We start from the raw sequence: 18,623 nt of genomic DNA on the forward strand, positions 1-18,623 counted from the left end.
TGTTCAGCGCGGGTTGTAGTAGAACGCGCGGTCGTCGAGGCGCCGGAACTTCGGTCCGCCGAGGCTGATCATCAGCCGCAGGATGGCGGGGATGCGGGCGTAGACCGCGTCGCGGTCGGGACCGGTCAGCCCTTTCGCCATCAGCGGGCACGTCCGCAGGGTCTCTGCCAGACCCGCGCGCTTGCTCATCTTCTCCTCGAAGGCGTCCCAGTCCTGCGGCGTCAGGCGGCGCTGCACGATGGCGATGGCGTCGGTCTCCTCATGGGCCAGGTGCCTGCCGAGGACCTCCTGGGCGCGGTGCAGCGCGTCCGCGAGGGTGGCTCGGGTCTGTTCGTCGGCGCGTTCGGCCATCCGCGCGAAGCCGGCCGCGCACTCCTCGAGCAGCGGATCGATCTCGTCGTGCTCGTCCTCCATCGCCTGCAGGATCTCCGCCTCGGCGTTGTCGCACCGCTCGAGCAGCAGCGGCCACAGTTCCAGGTCCTCGCCGGTGTGGTGGTGGTGCAGCGCATGGGCGAACATCGCCCATCGACGGGATAGCGCACGCCAGGTCCCCGCGTCGTCGACGGGGGTGACCGGAACGGTGGCGGCGAAGTCGGCGAGGTCTCGCCGGAATCCGTGGTGCAGGACGTACATCATGAACGGGTCGAGCGGTCCGTCGGGCGCGGCCGCCTGGCCGGGGAGCCGGAGTTGGATCGGGTGAGCGGTGCGGGCGGGGTGGGTCGTCATCGTGCGGGTCCTCATCGATAGGGGTCGGGCGGGTTCGAGGACCACACTGGGCGGTGACGCTTGCGGCGTACTTGAGGGCGACTTGAGCGACGCCTGGATAGGGTGGCGGGATGTTCCCCTCTCCGACGACGATCGACGAGAACATCCTGAACTGGGTGGTCGAGAACCGTTCGGAGCCGTGGGTCTCGATCGCCGAAGTGGTGACGGTGCTCGGCAACACGGTGACGATGTTGGTGCTGACATGTGCGGTCGTGGTGACACTCGCCGTGACCCGGCACCGGGTCGACGCGGTCTTCGTCGGCGCCGGAGTGCTTTTCGGATACGGTCTGATGCAGGCACTCAAGTACTCGTTCGCGCGGGACCGGCCACCCGTCGAAGACCGTCTACTGAACATCGACACCTTCTCGTTCCCCTCCGGGCACGCGATGATGACGATGGTCGTGTTCGGGCTGTTCGCTGTCACGGCGTTTCGCTGCTCGCCCTGGGTGCGGGCGCATCGCTGGATCCTCGTGATCGCCCCCGTGCTGTCGATCCTCGTCGGCCTCACCCGAATACAACTCGCCGTGCACTGGGCCACGGACGTCGTGGCCGGATGGTTGTTCGGGGCGATCTGGGTGGTGTTCTGTACCTGGATACTGCTCCGGTACGAATCACGCCGCGGCTCCGGCGTTCTCGTCGGGAACCGGCAATAGGTCACGCGTTCACCCGGACCATCCGCCGCGACATCTCCGGAAGCGGGGGCAGTTTGGTTCGACATGCGACTCATATTGCCCCCTGCTTGTGCGAGGATTTCGGGCCCAGGGGTTGGCAGACATGTTCTTCCTACTCATTGATCCATACATGGAGACCAGTTGGCTCTCATGGAGACGGGGCGCCGGTTCTGACGACGGCGCGCCCCGTGGTGTTCCGCGGGCGATCTACCGCGCGGCGGGGTGAACCCGGCGAGCGGGTTCTCGTCACAGGATTTGGTGGGACGCGACCGTCACCGAGGCGCAGCGCCGCGCCAAGAAGCGGCTGCCCAAATCGGTGTACTCGTCGCTGGTCGCCGGCACGCAGGCCGGTGTCACCGTCGACGACAACGTCCGCGCGTTCTCCGAACTGGGCTGGGCGCCGCATGCCGTCGGTGCGCAGTCCGATCGCGAGATGACGACAACGGTGATGGGAGAGGAGATCTCGTTCCATCTGTCGGCGTTCGGTTCCGATTCCAGCGGCGGCCTCCCCGGCCTCAATCTGTGTGGTGCGGGACGCGTGGTCTGCCTCATCGACCCGGTCGGCGACGTGTACGCGTGCCCGTTCGCGATCCACGAGAACTTCCTCGCCGGGAACATCCTGTCCGACGGCGGACCTGTTCACCGAATTGCGCGAACCGCACGCCGGCGCCTGCACTAAGTGTGCGCATTTCGACGCCGGCCGCGGCGGCTGCATGGCCGCGAAGTTCTTCACCGGCCTCCCGCTCGCCGGCCCCGACCCGGAGTGCGTGCAGGGTTATGGCGAGGAACTCCTCGCCGGCGACCGCACGAAACCGACCGCCAACCCGCCTAGCTTTTCGACCCGGGTCCGGCCTGGTTGCGAGCGGGGTGAATTCGACTGGGGTGTCACTGTGGAGTTGTCAAGGGACTGATGCGGTCCCGGGTGTGGCCCGGGTGCGGAAGGTGCTACGCGAAAGTCTGGTGGTCTGTGGCGGCAGCGGTCAGGCGGCGTCGTCGAGTCGCATGGTGCGTCTGTTGTAAGCGGGTAGTGGTCGGCGCTGCGGATCGATGGTCGCGGGTGGGACAAGCCAGGGATGACGGTCGAAACCCATCACGATGTCCCAGCCGTGGTGGTGGACCTGCGTATGGCAGCGCTGACACAGCAAACAGCCGTTGTCGAGGTCGGTGGGTCCACCGTCGGCCCACGACTTGATGTGGTGGACCTGGGTATATGACGGTGGTGCACCACATTTGATGCAGCAGGCGTCGCGGACGATGATTGCCTTGCGGAGGTGTGCCGGATACAACCGACGGGTGTGACCCATCTGCAGCGGTACGCCCTCACTGTCGAGGACGATCTCGGTCAGGGATCCGTCGCAGGAGACCTGTTTCGCGATGGCATGGCTGACCGTCCCGGTCCACGGCAGCGTTGCGAGTTCTCCGGTGGCGGGGATGGTCAGCATCAGTTGCGTGCGTGGACTTCCGACGGTATCGATGGTCGCGCCGATCGCGGCTTGGTCGAGGATCAACTCGAAAGCGTCGGCACGGCGCTGCTCGGCGGTGCGACGATCTTCGGCGCCGTCGGGTTCGGGCCGTGGACGCGATCGTTCGTCGATCATGGCCTGGAACTTCTCGCCGACGATCTGGGTGAGGTCGGCCCGGATTTCGACGCGGCCGTCGTCGGTGGTGTGGGCGTTCACCGAGTTCAGCGATGGGTCGGCGGCGGCGGGGACTCCGGTATCGGAAGCGTCGGCAAGGCCGTTGGCGACGGCTCGGGCGAACTTGAGCACTTCTGCCGGTGTCGCGCCCGACAGTGCTTGGGCGATGAGCTCGATCTCGTACTCGGAGCGCTCGTCATCGGAAATGCCGTCGGCGCAGCACTTCTCGATCTGGTTCATTCCACGAATGATGGCATCGACGATCTCGCTGGACACCCGCCCGTCGGCGGCGTGACGCGCCAGGGCCGGCAACGTCGGCAGGGCATCGACACTCCGCATGGTGCGAAGAGCGGCGGCCGGCGCATGGCCTGACTCGATCAGCAGCTTCTTGGTGGTGCTGCCGGCTTTCTGGGCGATACGGAGTTCGTCGAGTTGCGATGTGTGGGTGACGATCTGGTGGTCGACGGTGTTGCGGATCAGGCGCAGCGTCTCGAGTGCGTCGAACGTCGCTCTGCCCGTGGGGTCATCGGCGGGTGGTGTGGTTTCGATGAGCTGATCGAGGAGAGTGGCGAGCTCTGGCATGACTCCAAGGTACAGGAACATACATTCGTGGATCTCGAGGTTTCTCCACAGGCTCGAGATCCCGAAATTGTCGACTGTGCAGTCGATTTCGTTGAATGCGCGTTGATCGTTGACAGTTATGAACTTCAGTCACACCCGTTTCGATTTCCGGTCGAAAAGTGGTGGGTTTGTCACGAACAAAGGCCTCGACGGTCGCTCGGGGTCGCTCGGCGGGCGCGAGCTATTCAGCCGGGGCGCACCCGGGCTCGCTGTGCAGATGCGGGAACTGCTCGGTCGGTGTGAGCGGCCGCCGAAATTCCCCCGGGTGGGGGACAGTCGAACCGCGTCGGACTGGGATTCACTGGACGGATGTCGAATGCGGGGCCACCCGACGATGACGCGACCGTGCCCGGACCAGCCGACCGGGACGAGTCGCCGACGACGATCCAACCTGCCCGCCCGACGGTGGTCCCGGGGGTGTCGCTGAACAAGGCCCCGGCGCCGGACCCCTACGCCGCCACGCAGACGGGCCCGACGCCGCAGTACCCACCGCCGTATCAACAACCGCCGACTGGCTATCCGCCGCCACCCGGACAGCCCCAGTACGGCTACCCGCCGCCGGGCTACCCACCGCCGGGTTACCCACGACCGGGGTACCCCCAGCCCGGATATCCCCAGCCCGGGTACCCGCGCAGGTCCAATCGGCGCGCGTACCTGATCACGGGCGTCGCGTTGGTCTGTGTCCTCGCGCTGGTCCTCGGGGGCGTCGTGTGGTGGAAGGCGTCCTCGTCGAGTGGCAATTCCGACGACACGCCGGACCTCGTCGCCGGTCAGCTCACCGGTTCGTTCCCGACCGCGCCGAGTCCAGCCTGGAGCGTCGACGCGAGTTCGTTGGGTGGTACGGGGTACGTCTCCGGTCTGCCGCTCGAGGCGACGTACAGGACTCAGGGTGCGGTCTACGACGACCACACATTGGTGACGCTCGTGCAGGTAGGTGACTCCACGAACGGCCCGGCACTGCGGCCCATCGGGATAGACGCCGAGTCCGGCCGGGCGTGGTCGTTCGACGAACCCGTGTCCGGGTGCTCGGACTCCATCGTGGACAGCACCATCGCCTGCCTGGGTCGGGGCGCCGCGTATTTCATCGACGTCCGGACAGGTCGCGAGATCGGCCGTGCTCCCGCTCCGCCGCAGGCGTTCGGGATCGCGTTCAACGGGAAGGCGGCGTTCGTCCGCGATTTCAGTGGTGGCAACGAACGCCAGGTCGTGTTCCACAAGGTCACACCAGGAGGCGTGGAGTGGCACCGCACGATCGACCTGCCCGAAGCGCTTCCGAGCGGGGACGCCTCGCAGTTCATCGCCACCGACGAGCTCGTCGCGAGCGCCGACGGCGTGGTCGCCGTCATCTCGGCCGACGACGGCCGGGAGATCTTCACGAGTCCGGGCCGTACCGGGATGGTGCCGCGCCCGGACGGATCGGTCCTCGTGGTGACGGGCAGCATGACAAGCGGCGCCCCGACGAATGGTCCGGTCGTCGTGGTCCGGCCGGACGGCACCACCAGCGACTTGGCGGGTATGAGCGTGGAGTCCGCTGCTGTCATGACTCCGACCCAGAGCGGGCGTGTGCTCATCGACGGTGCATACACCGACGTCGCGGACGGGGCGCGGATCTGGACGACGACTGATCTCCCGGCCCACACCTCGCCGACCGTCGTGCTGGCCGATGACCGTGAAGTCGTGTGGACGACGCACGACGCTGTCACTGCAGTCGATGCCATCTCCGGCCAGACGTTGTGGACGACTCCGACCGGGCCGGTCTACGGGTCGACCGGCCACGCCGTCACCGACGGCGAACGCCTCATCGCGCCCATGGCCGACGGCGGCGTGACCGCCCTGGATCTGGTGGGCGGTGCGCCGGTGTGGTCGGTGCCCCCGTCCACGATCGGCAACACCCCCGCCGCGGGTGTCACCGAACCGCGTCCGGCATTGACGTTCGCCGTCGGCGACCGCCTGGTCACGATGACCGCGACCACGATCACCGGCTTCGCGCCCACCGGTCCGGAGGCCATCGTTCCGGGCACGACTCGCGAGGCCGGCACCGCCGACGGCGGCGAACCCGAGTACGTCACGCCGTGCGGGGCGCCCCCGGTGTTCACGCCGCAGTCGTTCCGCACGTCGGCGGGTGGGCTGGGCGTGACGATGAAGGTCACCGCGAAGTGTCCGGGCGGCGACGTCCTGTACGGGCCGCAGACACGCATCACCATCTCCGACGGCAGCGGCATCGTCGCGTCGGGCAACTTCGACTTCCAGCGGGCACCGGTCGCGGTGCCCTCGCTCGACGGGGCGGGCGAGGCGCTGACGATGGAACTCACCTATCCGCCCGGGAGCTTCTTCCGGCTGCCGGACACGCTCGGTGCCCAGGGGAGTGCGGCCGGCGACGGCCGCTACCTCGTCGACTGCGACAAGGGCCCGACCTCCGGGGCCGCGCCGAAGCTCGCGACTCCGCAGTCGGGAACGGCCGCGTCGTCGACCGCCACCGGGGTGTCGTTCCCGGCCGGAGCCGACGTGACGGCGAGCAGCGTCAGCGCCCTCCGTCTGCAGGCCGACGCGGATCGGGCCTTCATCGTGGCGAACCTGAACAACCGGTGGGTGGCGCAGCTGAGCTCCAAACGGCCGGGTCTCGTCGCCGAGGGGCGGACCTGGACCGACCAGGCCATCCTCGACGAGTTCCTGGCACTCCGGTTGCGGTTCAACGACGTTCGGCTCCTGTGGAGTGACGAGTGGCCGGTGTTCTCGTACCGCGGCTGGTGGGTGACGGTGGCCGCGGCGACCTTCCCGGGCCCGGTCGAGGCCAACAACTGGTGTCGCGCCCAGGGATTCGGCCCGGACAACTGCTTCGCGAAACTGGTGAGCACCACGGCCGGACCGGAGCGGACGACCCTCTACTGGAAGTGACGGTGCCCGACGCCGCGCCGGTTTGCTCGGAACGATGACGAGTAATCGGTTCATCGCGATACGGTCGGGTATGGATTTCTCTCCGTCAGCGCGGTCGGCCGAACTCACCGAACGCGTGCGCACCTTCGTGACCACCGAGATCGAGCCGGTCGAACCCGAGATCCATCGGGACATCAAGACCCGCCGCGACGAGAACGGCAACCCGTGGACGCCGTCGCCGATCATCGCCGAACTGCAGAAGAAGGCCCGCTCGGAGGGGCTGTGGAACCTTTTCCTGCCCGCCGAGCACGCCGGCCGCTACGCCGCCGACTTCGGCACCGACGGCGGCGCCGGGTTGACCAACTCCGAGTACGCGCCGATCGCGGAGGCGATGGGATCGTCCGGGCTCGCGCCGGTGATCTTCAACTGCAACGCCCCCGACACCGGCAACATGGAGGTGTTGCTGCGCTACGGCACCGACGAGCAGCGCAAACAGTGGCTCGAACCCCTTCTGACCGCGGAGATCCGCAGCGCCTTCTGCATGACCGAGCCGGCCGTCGCGTCGTCGGACGCCACCAACATGGCCGCGACCGCCGTGCTCGACGGCGATGACGTCGTCATCAACGGGACCAAGTGGTTCTCCACCGGTGTCGGCCATCCGGACTGCAAGGTCCTCATCTTCATGGGCGTCACCGACGCCGAGGCCGACCGGAAGTCGCGGCACACGATGGTGCTCATCCCGATCGACGCCCCCGGGGTCACGATCGACCGGATGCTCACCACCATGGGCTACTTCGACGAGCCGTTCGGCCACGGCGAGGTCAGCTTCGACAACGTGCGCGTCCCGGCGTCGAACATCCTGCTCGGACCCGGCCGCGCCTTCGAGATCGCCCAGGGCCGGCTCGGTCCGGGTCGCGTGCACCACTGCATGCGGGCGATCGGACTCGCCGAGCGCGCGCTGGAACTCGGTGTGCGTCGCGCACTCTCGCGGGAGGCGTTCGGCAAGCAACTCGCCCGGCTCGGCGGCAACAGCGAGCGCATCGCCGACGCCCGCATCGCGATCAACCGGTCGCGGCTCCTCGTCCACCACGCGGCCTGGTTGCTCGACCAGGGCATGTCCCGCGAAGCCCTGTCGGCGGTCAGCGAGATCAAGGTCGAGGTACCCAACATGGCACTCGACGTCATCGACCTCGCCATCCAGTTGCACGGCGGCGCCGGTCTCACCGACGACTTCCCGCTCGCGCAGGCCTGGGTGGGCGCGCGGTCGCTCCGACTCGCCGACGGCCCGGACGAGGTGCACCGCAACGTGGTTGCGCGCATCGAGTTCGGCAAGTACCGCTGATCGGGGGACGAGGATGATAAACGAGGTGGCCGGTGCGGGCGAGGTCCGCACCGAGGATGCATTCGACGTCGAGGCGATGGCCAAGTGGCTGGAGGCCAACGCCGCGGACCCGACCGGTCTCGACGCCGTGCCGGAGGTCCGTCAATTCGGCGGTGGCGCTTCGAATCTCACGTACCTGCTGCGCTATCCGTCCAAGGACCTGATCCTGCGCCGGGCGCCCCGGGGTACCAAGGCGCGGGGCGCGCACGACATGGCACGCGAGTACCGGATCCAGTCCGAACTCGCGACCGCCATCCGCTACATCGCGCCGATGATCGCCTTCTGCGACGACGAGTCGGTCCTGGGCGCGGACTTCTACGTGATGGGCCGCATCGACGGTGTCATCCCGCGGACCGAGTGGCCCGCCGACGTCCCGCTCGACGCCGAGCAGGCACGCCGGCTCTGTCTGAACTTCATCGACACCCTGGTCGAGGTCCACTCGGTCGATCCGAGCACGACCGGACTCGCTGATCTCGGCAAGGGGCCGGGTTATGTGCGACGGCAGGTCGAGGGCTGGTCGGCGCGATTCCGCAACGCGCACACCGATGACGTGCCCGACTTCGAGTCGACGATGACGTGGCTGGCCGACAACCAGCCCGACGACGTCGCCAACTGCGTCATCCACAACGACTTCAAGCTCGACAACGTCGTCCTCGACAAAGACGATCCCACCCGGGTGATCGGCATCCTGGACTGGGAGATGGCGACCCTCGGCGATCCCCTGATGGATGTCGCGGGTTCGATGGCCTACTGGATCCAGGCCGACGACCCGGATGCCATGCAGCTCATGCGACGTGTCCCGACGCACCTGTCCGGCATGCTCAGTCGTGCTGAGTTCGTCGAGAACTATTGCGAGCGCATGGGATTCGACATGACACCGGAACGCTGGCGCTGGTATGAGGTGTTCGGACTGTTCCGGGCGGGGGTGATCGCCCAACAGATCTACTACCGCTACTACCACGGCCAGACCACCAACAAGGCGTTCGAACGTCTCGGATACGCGGTCGGGATCATCGCGCAACGGCTGGACGACCTGCTCGTGTAACCACCCGACGAAAGGGACCGCCATGGCGGAGGACGTGGTCACCCCGGCGGGTGCCGGCAGCGGATCACCCGACGAGATCCGCATCAGCGGCTACCGTCCGGAGCTGCGCCGGACGCTCGGCGGGTTCGCGGTGTTCGCGATCTCCTTCGCGTTCATCTCCGTCGCGGTCGGAATCTTCGCCACCTACGGCAGCGTGCTCACCACGGCGGGTCCGGTCGGGATCTGGTTGTGGATCGTCGCCGCAGTCGGCCAGACCCTGATCGCGCTGGTCGTCGCCCAATTCGCCGCCCGGATCGCACTGAGCGGGTCGTCGTATCAGTGGGCGTCGAGGCTGGCGAACCCGAAGATCGGCTGGTTCTTCGGCTGGCTGAGCTTCTGGTACCTGGCGATCGGCGTGGTCGCCATGGACAACGCGCTGGCCAGTCAGGCGCTGATGCCGCTCGCCGGGATGGCCGAGGACGAGGACGTCGCCCGCGTCATCACGCTCGTCGTGCTCGTCATCCAGGCCGTGCTGGTGATCGCGTCGACCCGCTTGCTCGGCCTGTTCACCTCCGGCGCGGTCGCGGTCGAGTTGGCGATCGTGGCGATCCTGATCCTGGTGCTCGCGGCGGTGATGGTGTTCAGCGGAAGCGGTCACCCGGGCAACCTGGTGTCCGAGGGAGTGGCCGCCGGTGCGCCGGACTATTGGGCGATCGGTGGCGGGGTGATGGCCGCGATGGTCATGGGACTCACCACCCTGGTCGGGTTCGATTCCGCGGCCAACCTCGCCGAGGAGGCGAAGGATCCGTTCCGCAGCGTGCCCCGGGCGATCGTCGGATCGGTGGTGGCCGCCGCGGTCCTGGGACTGGTCTTCCTCATCGTCCTGACCACGGCGATCGAGGACGTCCAGGCGGTCACGGCCGACGGGTCGCCGGTCGCCGCGATCATCCGGGAACAACTCGGGCCGGTCGCCGAGCGAATCCTGCTCGCCTGCATCGTCTTCGCGATGTTCGGCGCCGGCATGGTGGTGATGGCGGCCTGCGCCCGGCAGGTCTTCGCGATGGCCCGCGACCGGCGCTTCCCGGCGCACCGGCTGATGGCCAGGGTCAACCCCCGGACCCAGACCCCGGTACCGGCGACGCTGCTCATCCTCGGCGTCGGAGTGGTGCTGATGCTGGCCCTGCCCGGGGCTGCGCTGATCGAGCTGATCATCGCGTCGACGATCCTGCCCGCGCTCATCTACGGCGGGACCGTCGTGCTGTACCTGGTCGTCCGAAAGCGCCTGGAGCGCAAGTCCGGTGGGTTCAGTCTCGGACGCCTCGAGATGCCGGTCGCGGTCGCCGCGCTGATCTGGGTGGGGGTCGCCCTGTTCGTGCTCGTCACGCCCGACGACGCGCGGGTGCCGACCCTGATCGTGCTCGGGCTGATCGCGGCGGGCGGCATCTACTTCGTCGCCCTGCTTTTCGGGCCCGGTCGCGTCCTCGAACACGAACCCGGTGTCGACGAATTCGCCGCGGCCGCAGAACCGGACGGGGCTGAACCGGACAGAAGCTAGTCGAGACCTTCCTGCGCACCTCGATCACCGCGTCGGACACCGGCGCGCTGGACGAGGACGATCGTCGTCCCGAGCAGACCGACGGCCAGGCCCACCAGGCACACCGGCAGCGCGCGGTCGCCACCGAGATCGGTGACCGCGACGATCACGGTCGCCACCACCCACCCGATCATCCCGACCACGATCACCGGCTCCGGGGCGCGCAACGCGCGGGGGAGTTCGGGGATCTCGAGTGTCGTGGACATGGACAACAGGGTAGCTTTCGGAACGTGCCACACGATGAGCCGAGTGAGTCTCGCGATCTGAGGTCCTCCGACACCCCGGGTGCGGACATGTCGAAGGGGAACCTCCCCACCGAGCCCGACTTTCCCGCGACCACCCCGGGGCCGGATTCTGCGGTCCCGCGCGGCCCGCTCGACCGGTTCTTCAAGATCTCCGAACGCGGTTCGACGATCAACCGCGAGTTCCGCGGTGGCCTGGTCACGTTCTTCACGATGGCCTACATCGTGGTGCTCAACCCGATCATCATCGGCGGTATCCCGGGCGGGGACAAGAACACCGACGTCCTGGGCGACGTCCTGCCGCTGGCGCAGGTCGCCGCGGTCACCGCGCTCGTCGCGGGCGTGATGTCGATCCTGTTCGGCCTGGTCGCCAACTATCCGTTCGCGATCGCGGCGGGTCTCGGCATCAACAGCCTGCTGGCGGTGTCCATCGCGCCGCAGGTGACCTGGCCCGAGGCAATGGGTCTGGTGGTCGTCGACGGCATCATCATCGTCCTGCTGGCCGTCACCGGATTCCGCACCGCGGTGTTCAACGCGGTGCCCCCCGAACTGAAAGCCGCGATCGCGGCGGGGATCGGTCTGTTCATCGCCTTCATCGGTTTCGTCGACGCGGGATTCGTCAAGCGCATCCCCGATGCCGCCGGCACCACCGTCCCGGTGCAGCTGGGCAGCGACAACTCGATCTCCACGATCCCCACACTGATCTTCGCGGTCGGGGTGCTGCTGATGGGCGTCCTGGTGGTGCGTCGGGTCCCCGGTGGCCTGTTGATCGGTATCGCCATCACGACGCTGCTGTCGATCGTGCTGGAGCGGATCTTCGATTACGGGTCCAGCGTCGACAACCCCTCCGGCTGGGGTCTCAGCGTGCCCGACATCCCCAGCGCCCTCGGCGGTCTGCCCGATCTCAGCCTGGTCGGTGACGTCGACCTGTTCGGCGCGTTCACCCGGATCGGTGTGCTCGCGGCATCGGTGCTGGTCTTCGCGCTGGTGCTCTCCAACTTCTTCGACGCCATGGGCACGATGACCGGCCTCGGCAAGGAGGCCGGACTCGCCGACGAGAAGGGCAACCTGCCCGGTATCGGCCGAGCGCTCGTCGTCGAGGGGACCGGCGCCATCGCCGGCGGTGCCGCCTCGGCGTCGTCGAACACAGTGTTCGTCGAGTCTGCGTCCGGTATCGCCGAAGGTGCGCGCACCGGCCTCGCCAACGTGGTGACCGGAATCCTGTTCCTGGTGGCGATGTTCCTGACACCGCTCTACGAGGTGATCCCGCTCGAGGCGGTCGCCCCCGCGCTGGTGGTCGTCGGCGCCATGATGATCGGCCAGCTCACGTCCATCGATTTCAAACGGCTCGACTACGCGCTGCCGGCCTTCCTGACGGTCGTCTCGATGCCGTTCACGTACTCGATCGCCAACGGTATCGGCATCGGCTTCATCAGCTGGGTCGTGATGGCGACCGCGGCGGGCAAGGCCCGCACTGTGCATCCGTTGCTCTGGTTCGTCGCCGCGATCTTCGTCGCCTACTTCGCGCGCGGACCGATCTCCGACCTCATCGGCTGACGGACTTGGTCGTCTGTCCGGGTTTGCCCGTTTCGGTGTCGTCCACCCGGTTCAATTTCGTCGCGGACGGGCAGCGAGGCCGATTTCCTGGCCTACGATTTGGCAATGCATGCACCTTATGGTGACGGAAGTCTGTCCGGCGACCTGTCCCTCGCCGTGGTGCGCCTGGCGCGCCGACTCCGAGGTCGGCGGGAGAACAAGCTGGTCTCGCTCACTCAGCTGTCCGCCCTCAACACGCTGCACCACGAGGGCCCGATGACACCAGGTGCGCTCGCGGCCGCCGAGCGGGTTCGCCCGCCGTCGATGACCAGGGTCATCGCCTCGCTGTCGGATCTCGGGATGATCAAGCGCGAACCCCATCCCACCGACGGCCGTCAGGCCATCGTGACGTTGTCCCCGGAAGGCGTCGACGTCGTGACCGACGAACTCGCCGCCCGCAAGGCATGGTTGAGCGACCGCCTCGCGGAACTGTCCGCCGAGGAGCGGGACATCCTGCGCGAGGCCGTGCGCATCGCCAACAAGATCCTCGGGCAGGCCGACACCGACGTCCCGCGCTCACGCGCGATCTGACTCAGAAGAACGTGCCCGAGAACGGGGCGCGGTCGGTCATGAACGCGTGGTCCAGCGCGCGCAGCGTCGCCGGGGAGTCGACGCGCAGGCGTCCCGCCGCCGCGAAGGCCGAGGGCCGGATCCCGCCGAGATAGATGCTCGACAACACCGAGATGTCGAGCGAGACGGTGGGCGTCGCTCCCGACTTCGCCGGCGCGACGATCGCCCCGCCCTCGCGTACCGAGATGTCGAAAACGCCTCCGTGCCCGCGGAATTCGTCGGTCACCTCGATCACGGCGTCCAGGTCGGCGGCATAGTGTCGGGCGCCGAGGGCGGCCGGGACGTCGAGGATGCGCAGCCACATCGTGTCGGCGGTCCCGGTGACCGACACCGACCGCGGATTCACGAGTTTCTGTGACAGCGGGTCGTCGACCGGGATGGTCGCGGTGAGCGAGGGGATGAGGTCGAGGCTGATCAGGACGCGCCACAGATCGGTGTGTGCGTCGTCGGTGACCGCGAAGACCTCGTTGACCTCGCCGCGCACCGCGCCGGTCTCGTCCTTGTAGATGCGGTAGCTCGCGTAGCCGTCGGCGTGCAGCAGGTAGTGCAGACCGCTCGCCGACAGCGGCCGCTCCGACGCCCGGTCGGCCAGGATGGGATTCCACCAGGCGGGGGTGCGGGTGAGCGCGCCCGGGGTGGTCAGCGTCCACCGTGCGTGGAGGTCGGGGATCGCGGCGGCCACCGCGTCGGCGTCGGCATACCGGACGGTGGCATCGTCGGGCTGGGCCGCGCGCATCTGGGCGCCCGGGCTCAGCGACACCGAGTTCGCGAAGCATGCCGGTCCGAAGCCGAAGCGTTCGTAGATGGTGCCCTCACTCGCGGTGAGGATTCCGAAGGTGTACTTCTCCGATTCCCACTGCTCGACGAGTTCGGTGAGCATGCGGCGGAGGATGCCACGCCGCCGGTGGGTCGACGCCACCGAGACCCACGACAGTCCGGCCGCGTCGGACACGCCACCGCCGGGCAGTGACATCGACATCCGGTAGAACATCGCCACCCCGACGAGGGGCCGCCTGTCCAACCCGGTGTCGCGCACCAGTACGACGTCGTCGTCGGCGACCTTGCCGCGCAGATCGGCGACCTCGTCGTCGGGCAGCGGGTTGCGCATGGCGAACGCGCGGGCATCGGTGGTGATGATGTCGGCCCAGTCCGCGTCGGTGGCGCGGGCGAGGGACAGACGTGACATCGGAGTCGAATCGCTGGTCACGCCCTCCACAGTTTCACACCCGTGCGCTGCCGGTTTCGTCCGGGTGGCAGACTGTTGCGGTGCCCGGGCTCGCAGTGAACGTGATCGACATCGACGACCCGGAGGACCCGCGCGTCGACGACTTCCGCGACCTCAACTCCGTCGACCGCCGGCCCGATCTCCCGGTTCTGCCCGGCGGGCGCCCGGGCCGCGGTCTGGTCATCGCCGAAGGTGTTCTCGTCGCCCAGCGGATGATCGCGTCACGGTTCGCGACCCACGCCTTCCTCGGTGTCGCGAAACGCCTCGACGAGCTCGACGCCGATCTCCGTGATCCCGGGCTGGCCGGTGTCCCGTTCTTCCGCGCCACCGCCGAGGTCATGGCCGAGATCGTCGGCTTCCACCTCAACCGCGGCGTGCTCGCCGTGTCGCGCCGACCGCCCGTGCTCACGGTGCCGGAGGTCCTCGAGAGCGCGCGGACCGTTGCGATCCTCGAAGGTGTGAACGACCACGAGAACATCGGGTCGATCTTCCGCAACGCCGCCGGATTGGGTGTCGACGCAGTGCTTTTCGGTCAGGGTTGCGCCGACCCGCTGTACCGCCGATGCGTGCGGGTGTCGATGGGCCATGCACTGCTCGTGCCGTTCGCGAGATTCGACGACTGGCCGCGCGGCCTGGACGTGGTGCGGGAACGCGACTTCCAGCTGGTCTCGTTGACGCCCGATCCCGCCGCCGTGACCCTGGCCGAAGCCGTCACCGCCGAGAAGGTCGGCTTCCTGGTCGGTGCGGAGGGCCCCGGTCTCACCGCGTCGGCGATGGCGGCCACCGACGTGAAGGCGCGCATCCCGATGAGCCGGGGCACCGACTCGCTGAACGTGGCGACCGCTGCGGCCGTTGCGTTCTACGAGCGCGCCCGGTCGGGCACCATGGGATCGTGACCGTCGAGCGGGAGGGTGTCGAACCGACGCCGTGGGCCCTGGGGCTGATCGTCGGTGCCTCGTGCGCGCTGTTCGCCGCATTCGTCTTGGTCGGCGTCTACCTGCTCATCGGCGAGATCCTGCGGTTCCTCGGGATCGCCGCCGTATTGGTCGTCGCGGGCGGACTCGGATGGACCCTCTGGGAGTTCCGGGCGCGGCCCGTGTGGCGGTGGGTCGTGTGGGGACTGCTTCTCGGCTTCCTCGCCGGGGTCGCGTCGTCGATCGCGTTGCTCGCGCTGGGACGTCCCGCACCCTAGAACCCGAAGTACTCGCGGATGCGCCCGCGCTTGCGAGCGTCCTGACCTGGCGATCCCGTCCGCTCCCGGGCGCGCGAAGCCGTTGCGGCGCGGTAGTTCTCGTAGTCGGCCGCGGTCGGTTCGTATTCGGCCGGATGCAACGCGAAGCAGGTGACGGTGATCTGGGCCGGGTCGAGATCGGACTCCGCGAGCGGGTGGGTGTAGCGGAACCCGAGCCACGCACGGTTCGATTCCTCGGCGAGGTGCGCGGGATGGAAGGGGAGCGACATGGGTGCGGTGGGCACGCCCTCGGCGTGGCTGAGCGGGTGTTCGCCACCCCAGAACGGCTTCTCGAACGTGAACGGCAGGCCGTGGTCCTCGTGGATGGTGACCGGGTCGGCGGCGAAGGAGCGTCGGAGCGTCCCCGACTCCCACCGGGCGAACACTCCGAGTGAGGAGTCGGGCTCGGTGTAGAGGAGGGTCGTGGTCGCGCTGGGGCGGATCCGTGCGAGCGCGCGGGTCAGCGTCGACGGCGTGGTCGTCTCGAACAGCGAACACGACACGACGGCGAGCGAACCGTAGAACCCGGCGTAGACGTGGGTGTCGCGGACCGCGGCAGCGGACGCGAGGTCGGTGTCGACGAGCGGGACCAGGACGCTGTCACCGAAGACGGTCGTCGCAACCTGCTGGGCGTGTTGGGAGTCGTTGGCCGGACGCGAGCGGAGAATCGCGGCCGGGTCGTCGGTGTCGATGAACCAGACCGTGGCCGCGCGCGCGGAGGACACTCAGCTGTTCCCGTTGCTGCGCACGCCGAGCAGGACATCCTCCCACGCCGGGACCGCCGGTTTACGTGTCTTCTTGCGGCGCGGACGTTCGGGGCCGGACGACGGTGCGGGAACCGAGTCGTCGGCCTCGGCGTCGTCGGCGTTGGAAGTGGCCGCCGCGTCGTCCGTGTCCGAGGCTTCGGCGGTGTCGGCGGACGGCTCGTCGTCGAATCCGAAGTCGAACGGCACGGCGCCGTCGTCCTCGGCCGCGGTGCGGCGGTCGTGCCGGGCGCGCTGCGCACCGATGATCGAGGCCGCGTCGATGGTGACCTCTTCGCGACCGTCCGGGGTCGTCTCGACGGCGACTTCGGGGGTGGCGACCGGGGTCAGCCGACGACGGGGCGCGATGGTCTCGGGATGGGTGAGCTCGTCGGCCAGGTCGTCGAGCGGGTCGACGCTGCCACCGTGCGATCCCGGCTGGTAGCGCCAGTGCGCCAGGTTGTCGGTGCGTCCGACGCTCCACGCGACCTGGACCACCCAGTACCCGTCGTCGCCCTTCCATGCGTCCCAGTCGGCGTCGTTGGGATTCTGGCCGTAGGCGAGGAGTCCCTCGGCGACCGACTCGACCAGGGTCGCCACTGCCGGGCCGTCATGGCGGATGGGATGCGCGGCGCCGGCGAGTTCGGTGGCGCGGCTGCGTTCGAGGAGGACCGGGTGGGCGAAACGTTCGATCTTGTCCACACCCACCCCGGCTGCGGCCGCCACCTCGGCGACGGTTGCACCCGCTCGGATTCGTGCCTGGATTTCGCGTGGCCGCAATGCACTCTCCATCTCGATCTCGATCTGTCCCAGTCGTGAGATGTCGCCGCGGGCGGCGGCGCGGAGGCGTTCGTCGGAGGCGATGCGGAATTTCTCGCCCGATTGCGGGTCCTGGCAGATGACATGGGAGCCGTCGGTTTCCACCCCGACGACGCGGAGCTCACGCATCTGCTCCTCCTCCGGTCGGTGCACGCATTGGGGTCACATTAACTCACCGATCTGCCGGTTCACTGTGGGACACGCGGCAAAACCGCAGTTCAGCACGCGTGGGGCGCAAGCGACGCCAGCGATCGATGCGTCATATGTGGTCTGTGGGAACCAGGCTACCGGTTCGGTGAAGCACCACCGGCGCGCCGCAACGATCTGTGCGGCGCGCCGGCGACGAGGTGTCGAGCAGGGGATCAGAGGCGCTCGACGATGTAGTCGATGCACTGGGTGAGCTTGCTGACGTCCTCCGGCTCGATGGCCGGGAACATGCCGATGCGCAGCTGGTTCCGGCCGAGCTTGCGGTACGGCTCGGTGTCGACGACCCCGTGCGCGCGAAGGATCTTCGCGACGGCCGCGGCGTCGACATCGTCGTGGAAATCGATGGTGCCGACGACCTGGCTGCGGTTGGTCGCCTCGGTGACGAACGGCGTCGCGAACTCGCTCGCCTCGGCCCACTGGTAGAGACGCGAGCTGGAATCGGCGGTGCGCGAGACGCACCAGTCGAGGCCGCCGTTGTTGTTCATCCACTCGATCTGGTTGGCGAACAGCAGCAGCGATCCGACGGCCGGGGTGTTGTAGGTCTGGTTCTTGCTGCTGTTGTCGACGGCGGTCGGCAGCGACAAGAACTCCGGGCACCAGCGATCGGTCTCGGCGATCTCGGCGATGCGTGCGAGCGCGCGCGGGCTCATCAGCGCGACCCAGAGCCCGCCGTCGGCGGCGAAGCACTTCTGCGGCGCGAAGTAGTAGACGTCGGCGTCGGCGACGTTGACGGGCAGACCGCCCGCGCCCGAGGTGGCGTCGATGGCGATGAGCGCGTCATCCGAACCGGCGGGACGGACGACGGGCACCGCGACGCCCGTCGAGGTCTCGTTGTGTGCCCAGCCGATGAGGTCGACGCCGCCGAAGTCGTCGACGGTCAGCGCGGCCGGGTCGGGCGCGGTGCCGGGGTCGGTCGAGATGACCGCGGGCGAGTCGAGGAAGGGGGCCTTCTTCGAGACCGTCGCGAACTTCGACGAGAACTCGCCATAGGTGAGGTGCAGCGAACGCTGCTTGATCAGGCCGAACGCCGCGGCGTCCCAGAATGCCGTGGTGCCGCCGTTGGAGATCACGACCTCGTAGCCCTCGGGCAGCGAGAACAGGTTCGACAGCCCCTCGCGGATCGAGCCGACGACGTTCTTCACCGGTGCCTGACGGTGGCTGGTGCCGAACACCGACGCGCCGGTGTCGACGAGGGACTGCAACTGCTCGGGGCGAACCTTCGACGGCCCGCAACCGAAGCGGCCGTCCGACGGCAGCAGGTCGGCGGGCAGGGTGATGGATGCGGTGGCGGCTTCGCTCATGACGGCAATTCTAGGGAGTGGCCCTCGCCACCTGTGGGGGCGCCTCGGGTTAGGTGTCGGCAGCCGGGTGGTGCAGCGGCGATCTCTGCGCCGGTGGCCCCATGCAGAATCGCTGTTTCATC

16 protein-coding genes and 1 pseudogene are annotated in these 18,623 nt (G+C 68.3%); 10 read left to right on the top strand and 7 right to left on the bottom strand.

Annotated features, from left to right (window positions below):
• Nucleotides 1–3: 3 nt before the first annotated feature.
• On the bottom strand, nucleotides 4–726 hold the full coding sequence (locus tag MVF96_RS06200) for a hemerythrin domain-containing protein (RefSeq protein WP_247451670.1): 723 nt from the start codon (nucleotides 724–726) through the stop codon (nucleotides 4–6).
• A 110-nt stretch (nucleotides 727–836) separates the two neighbouring features.
• Here MVF96_RS06200 and MVF96_RS06205 point away from each other — a divergent pair, with 110 nt between their 5' ends.
• Nucleotides 837–1,418, top strand: a complete 582-nt coding sequence (locus MVF96_RS06205; RefSeq protein ID WP_247451671.1) for a phosphatase PAP2 family protein — start codon at nucleotides 837–839, stop codon at nucleotides 1,416–1,418.
• A 271-nt stretch (nucleotides 1,419–1,689) separates the two neighbouring features.
• Nucleotides 1,690–2,260 (top strand): annotated as a pseudogene (locus tag MVF96_RS06210) (SPASM domain-containing protein); the annotation flags it as partial.
• Between the two features lie 156 nt (nucleotides 2,261–2,416).
• Here the strand turns inward: MVF96_RS06210 and MVF96_RS06215 are convergent.
• Nucleotides 2,417–3,676 (bottom strand): HNH endonuclease signature motif containing protein, encoded by a 1,260-nt coding sequence (locus tag MVF96_RS06215; protein ID WP_247451672.1) that lies wholly within the window; start codon nucleotides 3,674–3,676, stop codon nucleotides 2,417–2,419.
• A gap of 327 nt (nucleotides 3,677–4,003) precedes the next feature.
• On the opposite strand from MVF96_RS06215, the gene MVF96_RS06220 reads away from it, so the two are divergent.
• The 4 genes from MVF96_RS06220 (at nucleotide 4,004) to MVF96_RS06235 (ending at nucleotide 10,528) form a co-directional block, all read left to right on the top strand.
• The gene (locus MVF96_RS06220; RefSeq protein WP_247451673.1) at nucleotides 4,004–6,589 is read left to right on the top strand and encodes an outer membrane protein assembly factor BamB family protein; all 2,586 of its coding nucleotides are present in this window, start codon (nucleotides 4,004–4,006) and stop codon (nucleotides 6,587–6,589) included.
• Nucleotides 6,590–6,659: 70 nt separating this feature from the next.
• Nucleotides 6,660–7,910, top strand: a complete 1,251-nt coding sequence (locus tag MVF96_RS06225) for an acyl-CoA dehydrogenase family protein (RefSeq protein ID WP_065631957.1) — start codon at nucleotides 6,660–6,662, stop codon at nucleotides 7,908–7,910.
• 13 nt (nucleotides 7,911–7,923) lie between these two features.
• Entirely contained in the window at nucleotides 7,924–8,994 is a 1,071-nt protein-coding gene (locus MVF96_RS06230) for a phosphotransferase family protein (RefSeq protein WP_247451674.1), read from the top strand.
• A gap of 22 nt (nucleotides 8,995–9,016) precedes the next feature.
• The gene (locus tag MVF96_RS06235) at nucleotides 9,017–10,528 is read left to right on the top strand and encodes an APC family permease (protein ID WP_247451675.1); all 1,512 of its coding nucleotides are present in this window, start codon (nucleotides 9,017–9,019) and stop codon (nucleotides 10,526–10,528) included.
• On the opposite strand, the gene MVF96_RS06240 is transcribed toward MVF96_RS06235, so the two are convergent.
• Entirely contained in the window at nucleotides 10,525–10,773 is a 249-nt protein-coding gene (locus MVF96_RS06240; RefSeq protein ID WP_159370284.1) for a DUF2530 domain-containing protein, read from the bottom strand. The two genes, MVF96_RS06235 and MVF96_RS06240, sit on opposite strands and share 4 nt — an antisense overlap.
• 24 nt (nucleotides 10,774–10,797) lie before the next feature.
• Between MVF96_RS06240 and MVF96_RS06245 the strand changes: the two genes are divergently transcribed.
• Together MVF96_RS06245 and MVF96_RS06250 are read left to right on the top strand one after the other, a co-directional pair.
• Nucleotides 10,798–12,366, top strand: a complete 1,569-nt coding sequence (locus MVF96_RS06245; protein WP_247451676.1) for an NCS2 family permease — start codon at nucleotides 10,798–10,800, stop codon at nucleotides 12,364–12,366.
• 105 nt (nucleotides 12,367–12,471) lie between these two features.
• Complete coding sequence (locus MVF96_RS06250; protein WP_247451677.1) at nucleotides 12,472–12,936, top strand: MarR family winged helix-turn-helix transcriptional regulator; 465 nt, start codon at nucleotides 12,472–12,474, stop codon at nucleotides 12,934–12,936.
• A gap of 1 nt (nucleotide 12,937) precedes the next feature.
• On the opposite strand, the gene MVF96_RS06255 is transcribed toward MVF96_RS06250, so the two are convergent.
• On the bottom strand, nucleotides 12,938–14,161 hold the full coding sequence (locus tag MVF96_RS06255) for a GNAT family N-acetyltransferase (protein WP_247452066.1): 1,224 nt from the start codon (nucleotides 14,159–14,161) through the stop codon (nucleotides 12,938–12,940).
• An 80-nt stretch (nucleotides 14,162–14,241) separates the two neighbouring features.
• On the opposite strand from MVF96_RS06255, the gene MVF96_RS06260 reads away from it, so the two are divergent.
• Nucleotides 14,242–15,096 carry a TrmH family RNA methyltransferase gene (locus MVF96_RS06260; RefSeq protein WP_211540756.1) on the top strand — a complete coding sequence of 285 codons (855 nt, stop codon included), beginning with the start codon at nucleotides 14,242–14,244 and terminating at the stop codon, nucleotides 15,094–15,096.
• Nucleotides 15,093–15,392 (top strand): DUF2537 domain-containing protein, encoded by a 300-nt coding sequence (locus MVF96_RS06265; protein ID WP_058251607.1) that lies wholly within the window; start codon nucleotides 15,093–15,095, stop codon nucleotides 15,390–15,392. The genes MVF96_RS06260 and MVF96_RS06265 overlap by 4 nt, the downstream gene beginning before the upstream one ends.
• Here the strand turns inward: MVF96_RS06265 and MVF96_RS06270 are convergent.
• The 3 genes from MVF96_RS06270 to serC all read right to left on the bottom strand — a co-directional run bounded on the left by MVF96_RS06270 (nucleotide 15,389) and on the right by serC (nucleotide 18,501).
• Complete coding sequence (locus MVF96_RS06270; protein ID WP_247451678.1) at nucleotides 15,389–16,156, bottom strand: DUF6928 family protein; 768 nt, start codon at nucleotides 16,154–16,156, stop codon at nucleotides 15,389–15,391. The genes MVF96_RS06265 and MVF96_RS06270 overlap by 4 nt on opposite strands.
• Nucleotides 16,157–17,122 carry a septation protein SepH gene (gene sepH, locus MVF96_RS06275; protein ID WP_247451679.1) on the bottom strand — a complete coding sequence of 322 codons (966 nt, stop codon included), beginning with the start codon at nucleotides 17,120–17,122 and terminating at the stop codon, nucleotides 16,157–16,159.
• 233 nt (nucleotides 17,123–17,355) lie between these two features.
• Nucleotides 17,356–18,501 (bottom strand): phosphoserine transaminase, encoded by a 1,146-nt coding sequence (gene serC / locus MVF96_RS06280; protein ID WP_159370288.1) that lies wholly within the window; start codon nucleotides 18,499–18,501, stop codon nucleotides 17,356–17,358.
• Nucleotides 18,502–18,623: the final 122 nt, after the last annotated feature.

Source organism: Gordonia hongkongensis, assembly GCF_023078355.1.
GTDB lineage: Bacteria > Actinomycetota > Actinomycetes > Mycobacteriales > Mycobacteriaceae > Gordonia > Gordonia hongkongensis.

Bases quoted from the DNA above. Each gene is read 5' to 3' on its own strand.
- MVF96_RS06220 (WP_247451673.1), top strand. From the start codon at position 4,004: ATGTCGAATGCGGGGCCACCCGACGATGACGCGACCGTGCCCGGACCA.
- MVF96_RS06235 (WP_247451675.1), top strand. From the start codon at position 9,017: ATGGCGGAGGACGTGGTCACCCCGGCGGGTGCCGGCAGCGGATCACCC.
- serC (WP_159370288.1), bottom strand. From the start codon at position 18,501: ATGAGCGAAGCCGCCACCGCATCCATCACCCTGCCCGCCGACCTGCTG.
- MVF96_RS06225 (WP_065631957.1), top strand. From the start codon at position 6,660: ATGGATTTCTCTCCGTCAGCGCGGTCGGCCGAACTCACCGAACGCGTG.
- MVF96_RS06250 (WP_247451677.1), top strand. From the start codon at position 12,472: ATGCATGCACCTTATGGTGACGGAAGTCTGTCCGGCGACCTGTCCCTC.
- MVF96_RS06240 (WP_159370284.1), bottom strand. From the start codon at position 10,773: ATGTCCACGACACTCGAGATCCCCGAACTCCCCCGCGCGTTGCGCGCC.
- MVF96_RS06215 (WP_247451672.1), bottom strand. From the start codon at position 3,676: ATGTTCCTGTACCTTGGAGTCATGCCAGAGCTCGCCACTCTCCTCGAT.
- MVF96_RS06205 (WP_247451671.1), top strand. From the start codon at position 837: ATGTTCCCCTCTCCGACGACGATCGACGAGAACATCCTGAACTGGGTG.
- MVF96_RS06200 (WP_247451670.1), bottom strand. From the start codon at position 726: ATGACGACCCACCCCGCCCGCACCGCTCACCCGATCCAACTCCGGCTC.
- MVF96_RS06230 (WP_247451674.1), top strand. From the start codon at position 7,924: ATGATAAACGAGGTGGCCGGTGCGGGCGAGGTCCGCACCGAGGATGCA.
- MVF96_RS06255 (WP_247452066.1), bottom strand. From the start codon at position 14,161: ATGTCACGTCTGTCCCTCGCCCGCGCCACCGACGCGGACTGGGCCGAC.
- sepH (WP_247451679.1), bottom strand. From the start codon at position 17,122: ATGCGTGAGCTCCGCGTCGTCGGGGTGGAAACCGACGGCTCCCATGTC.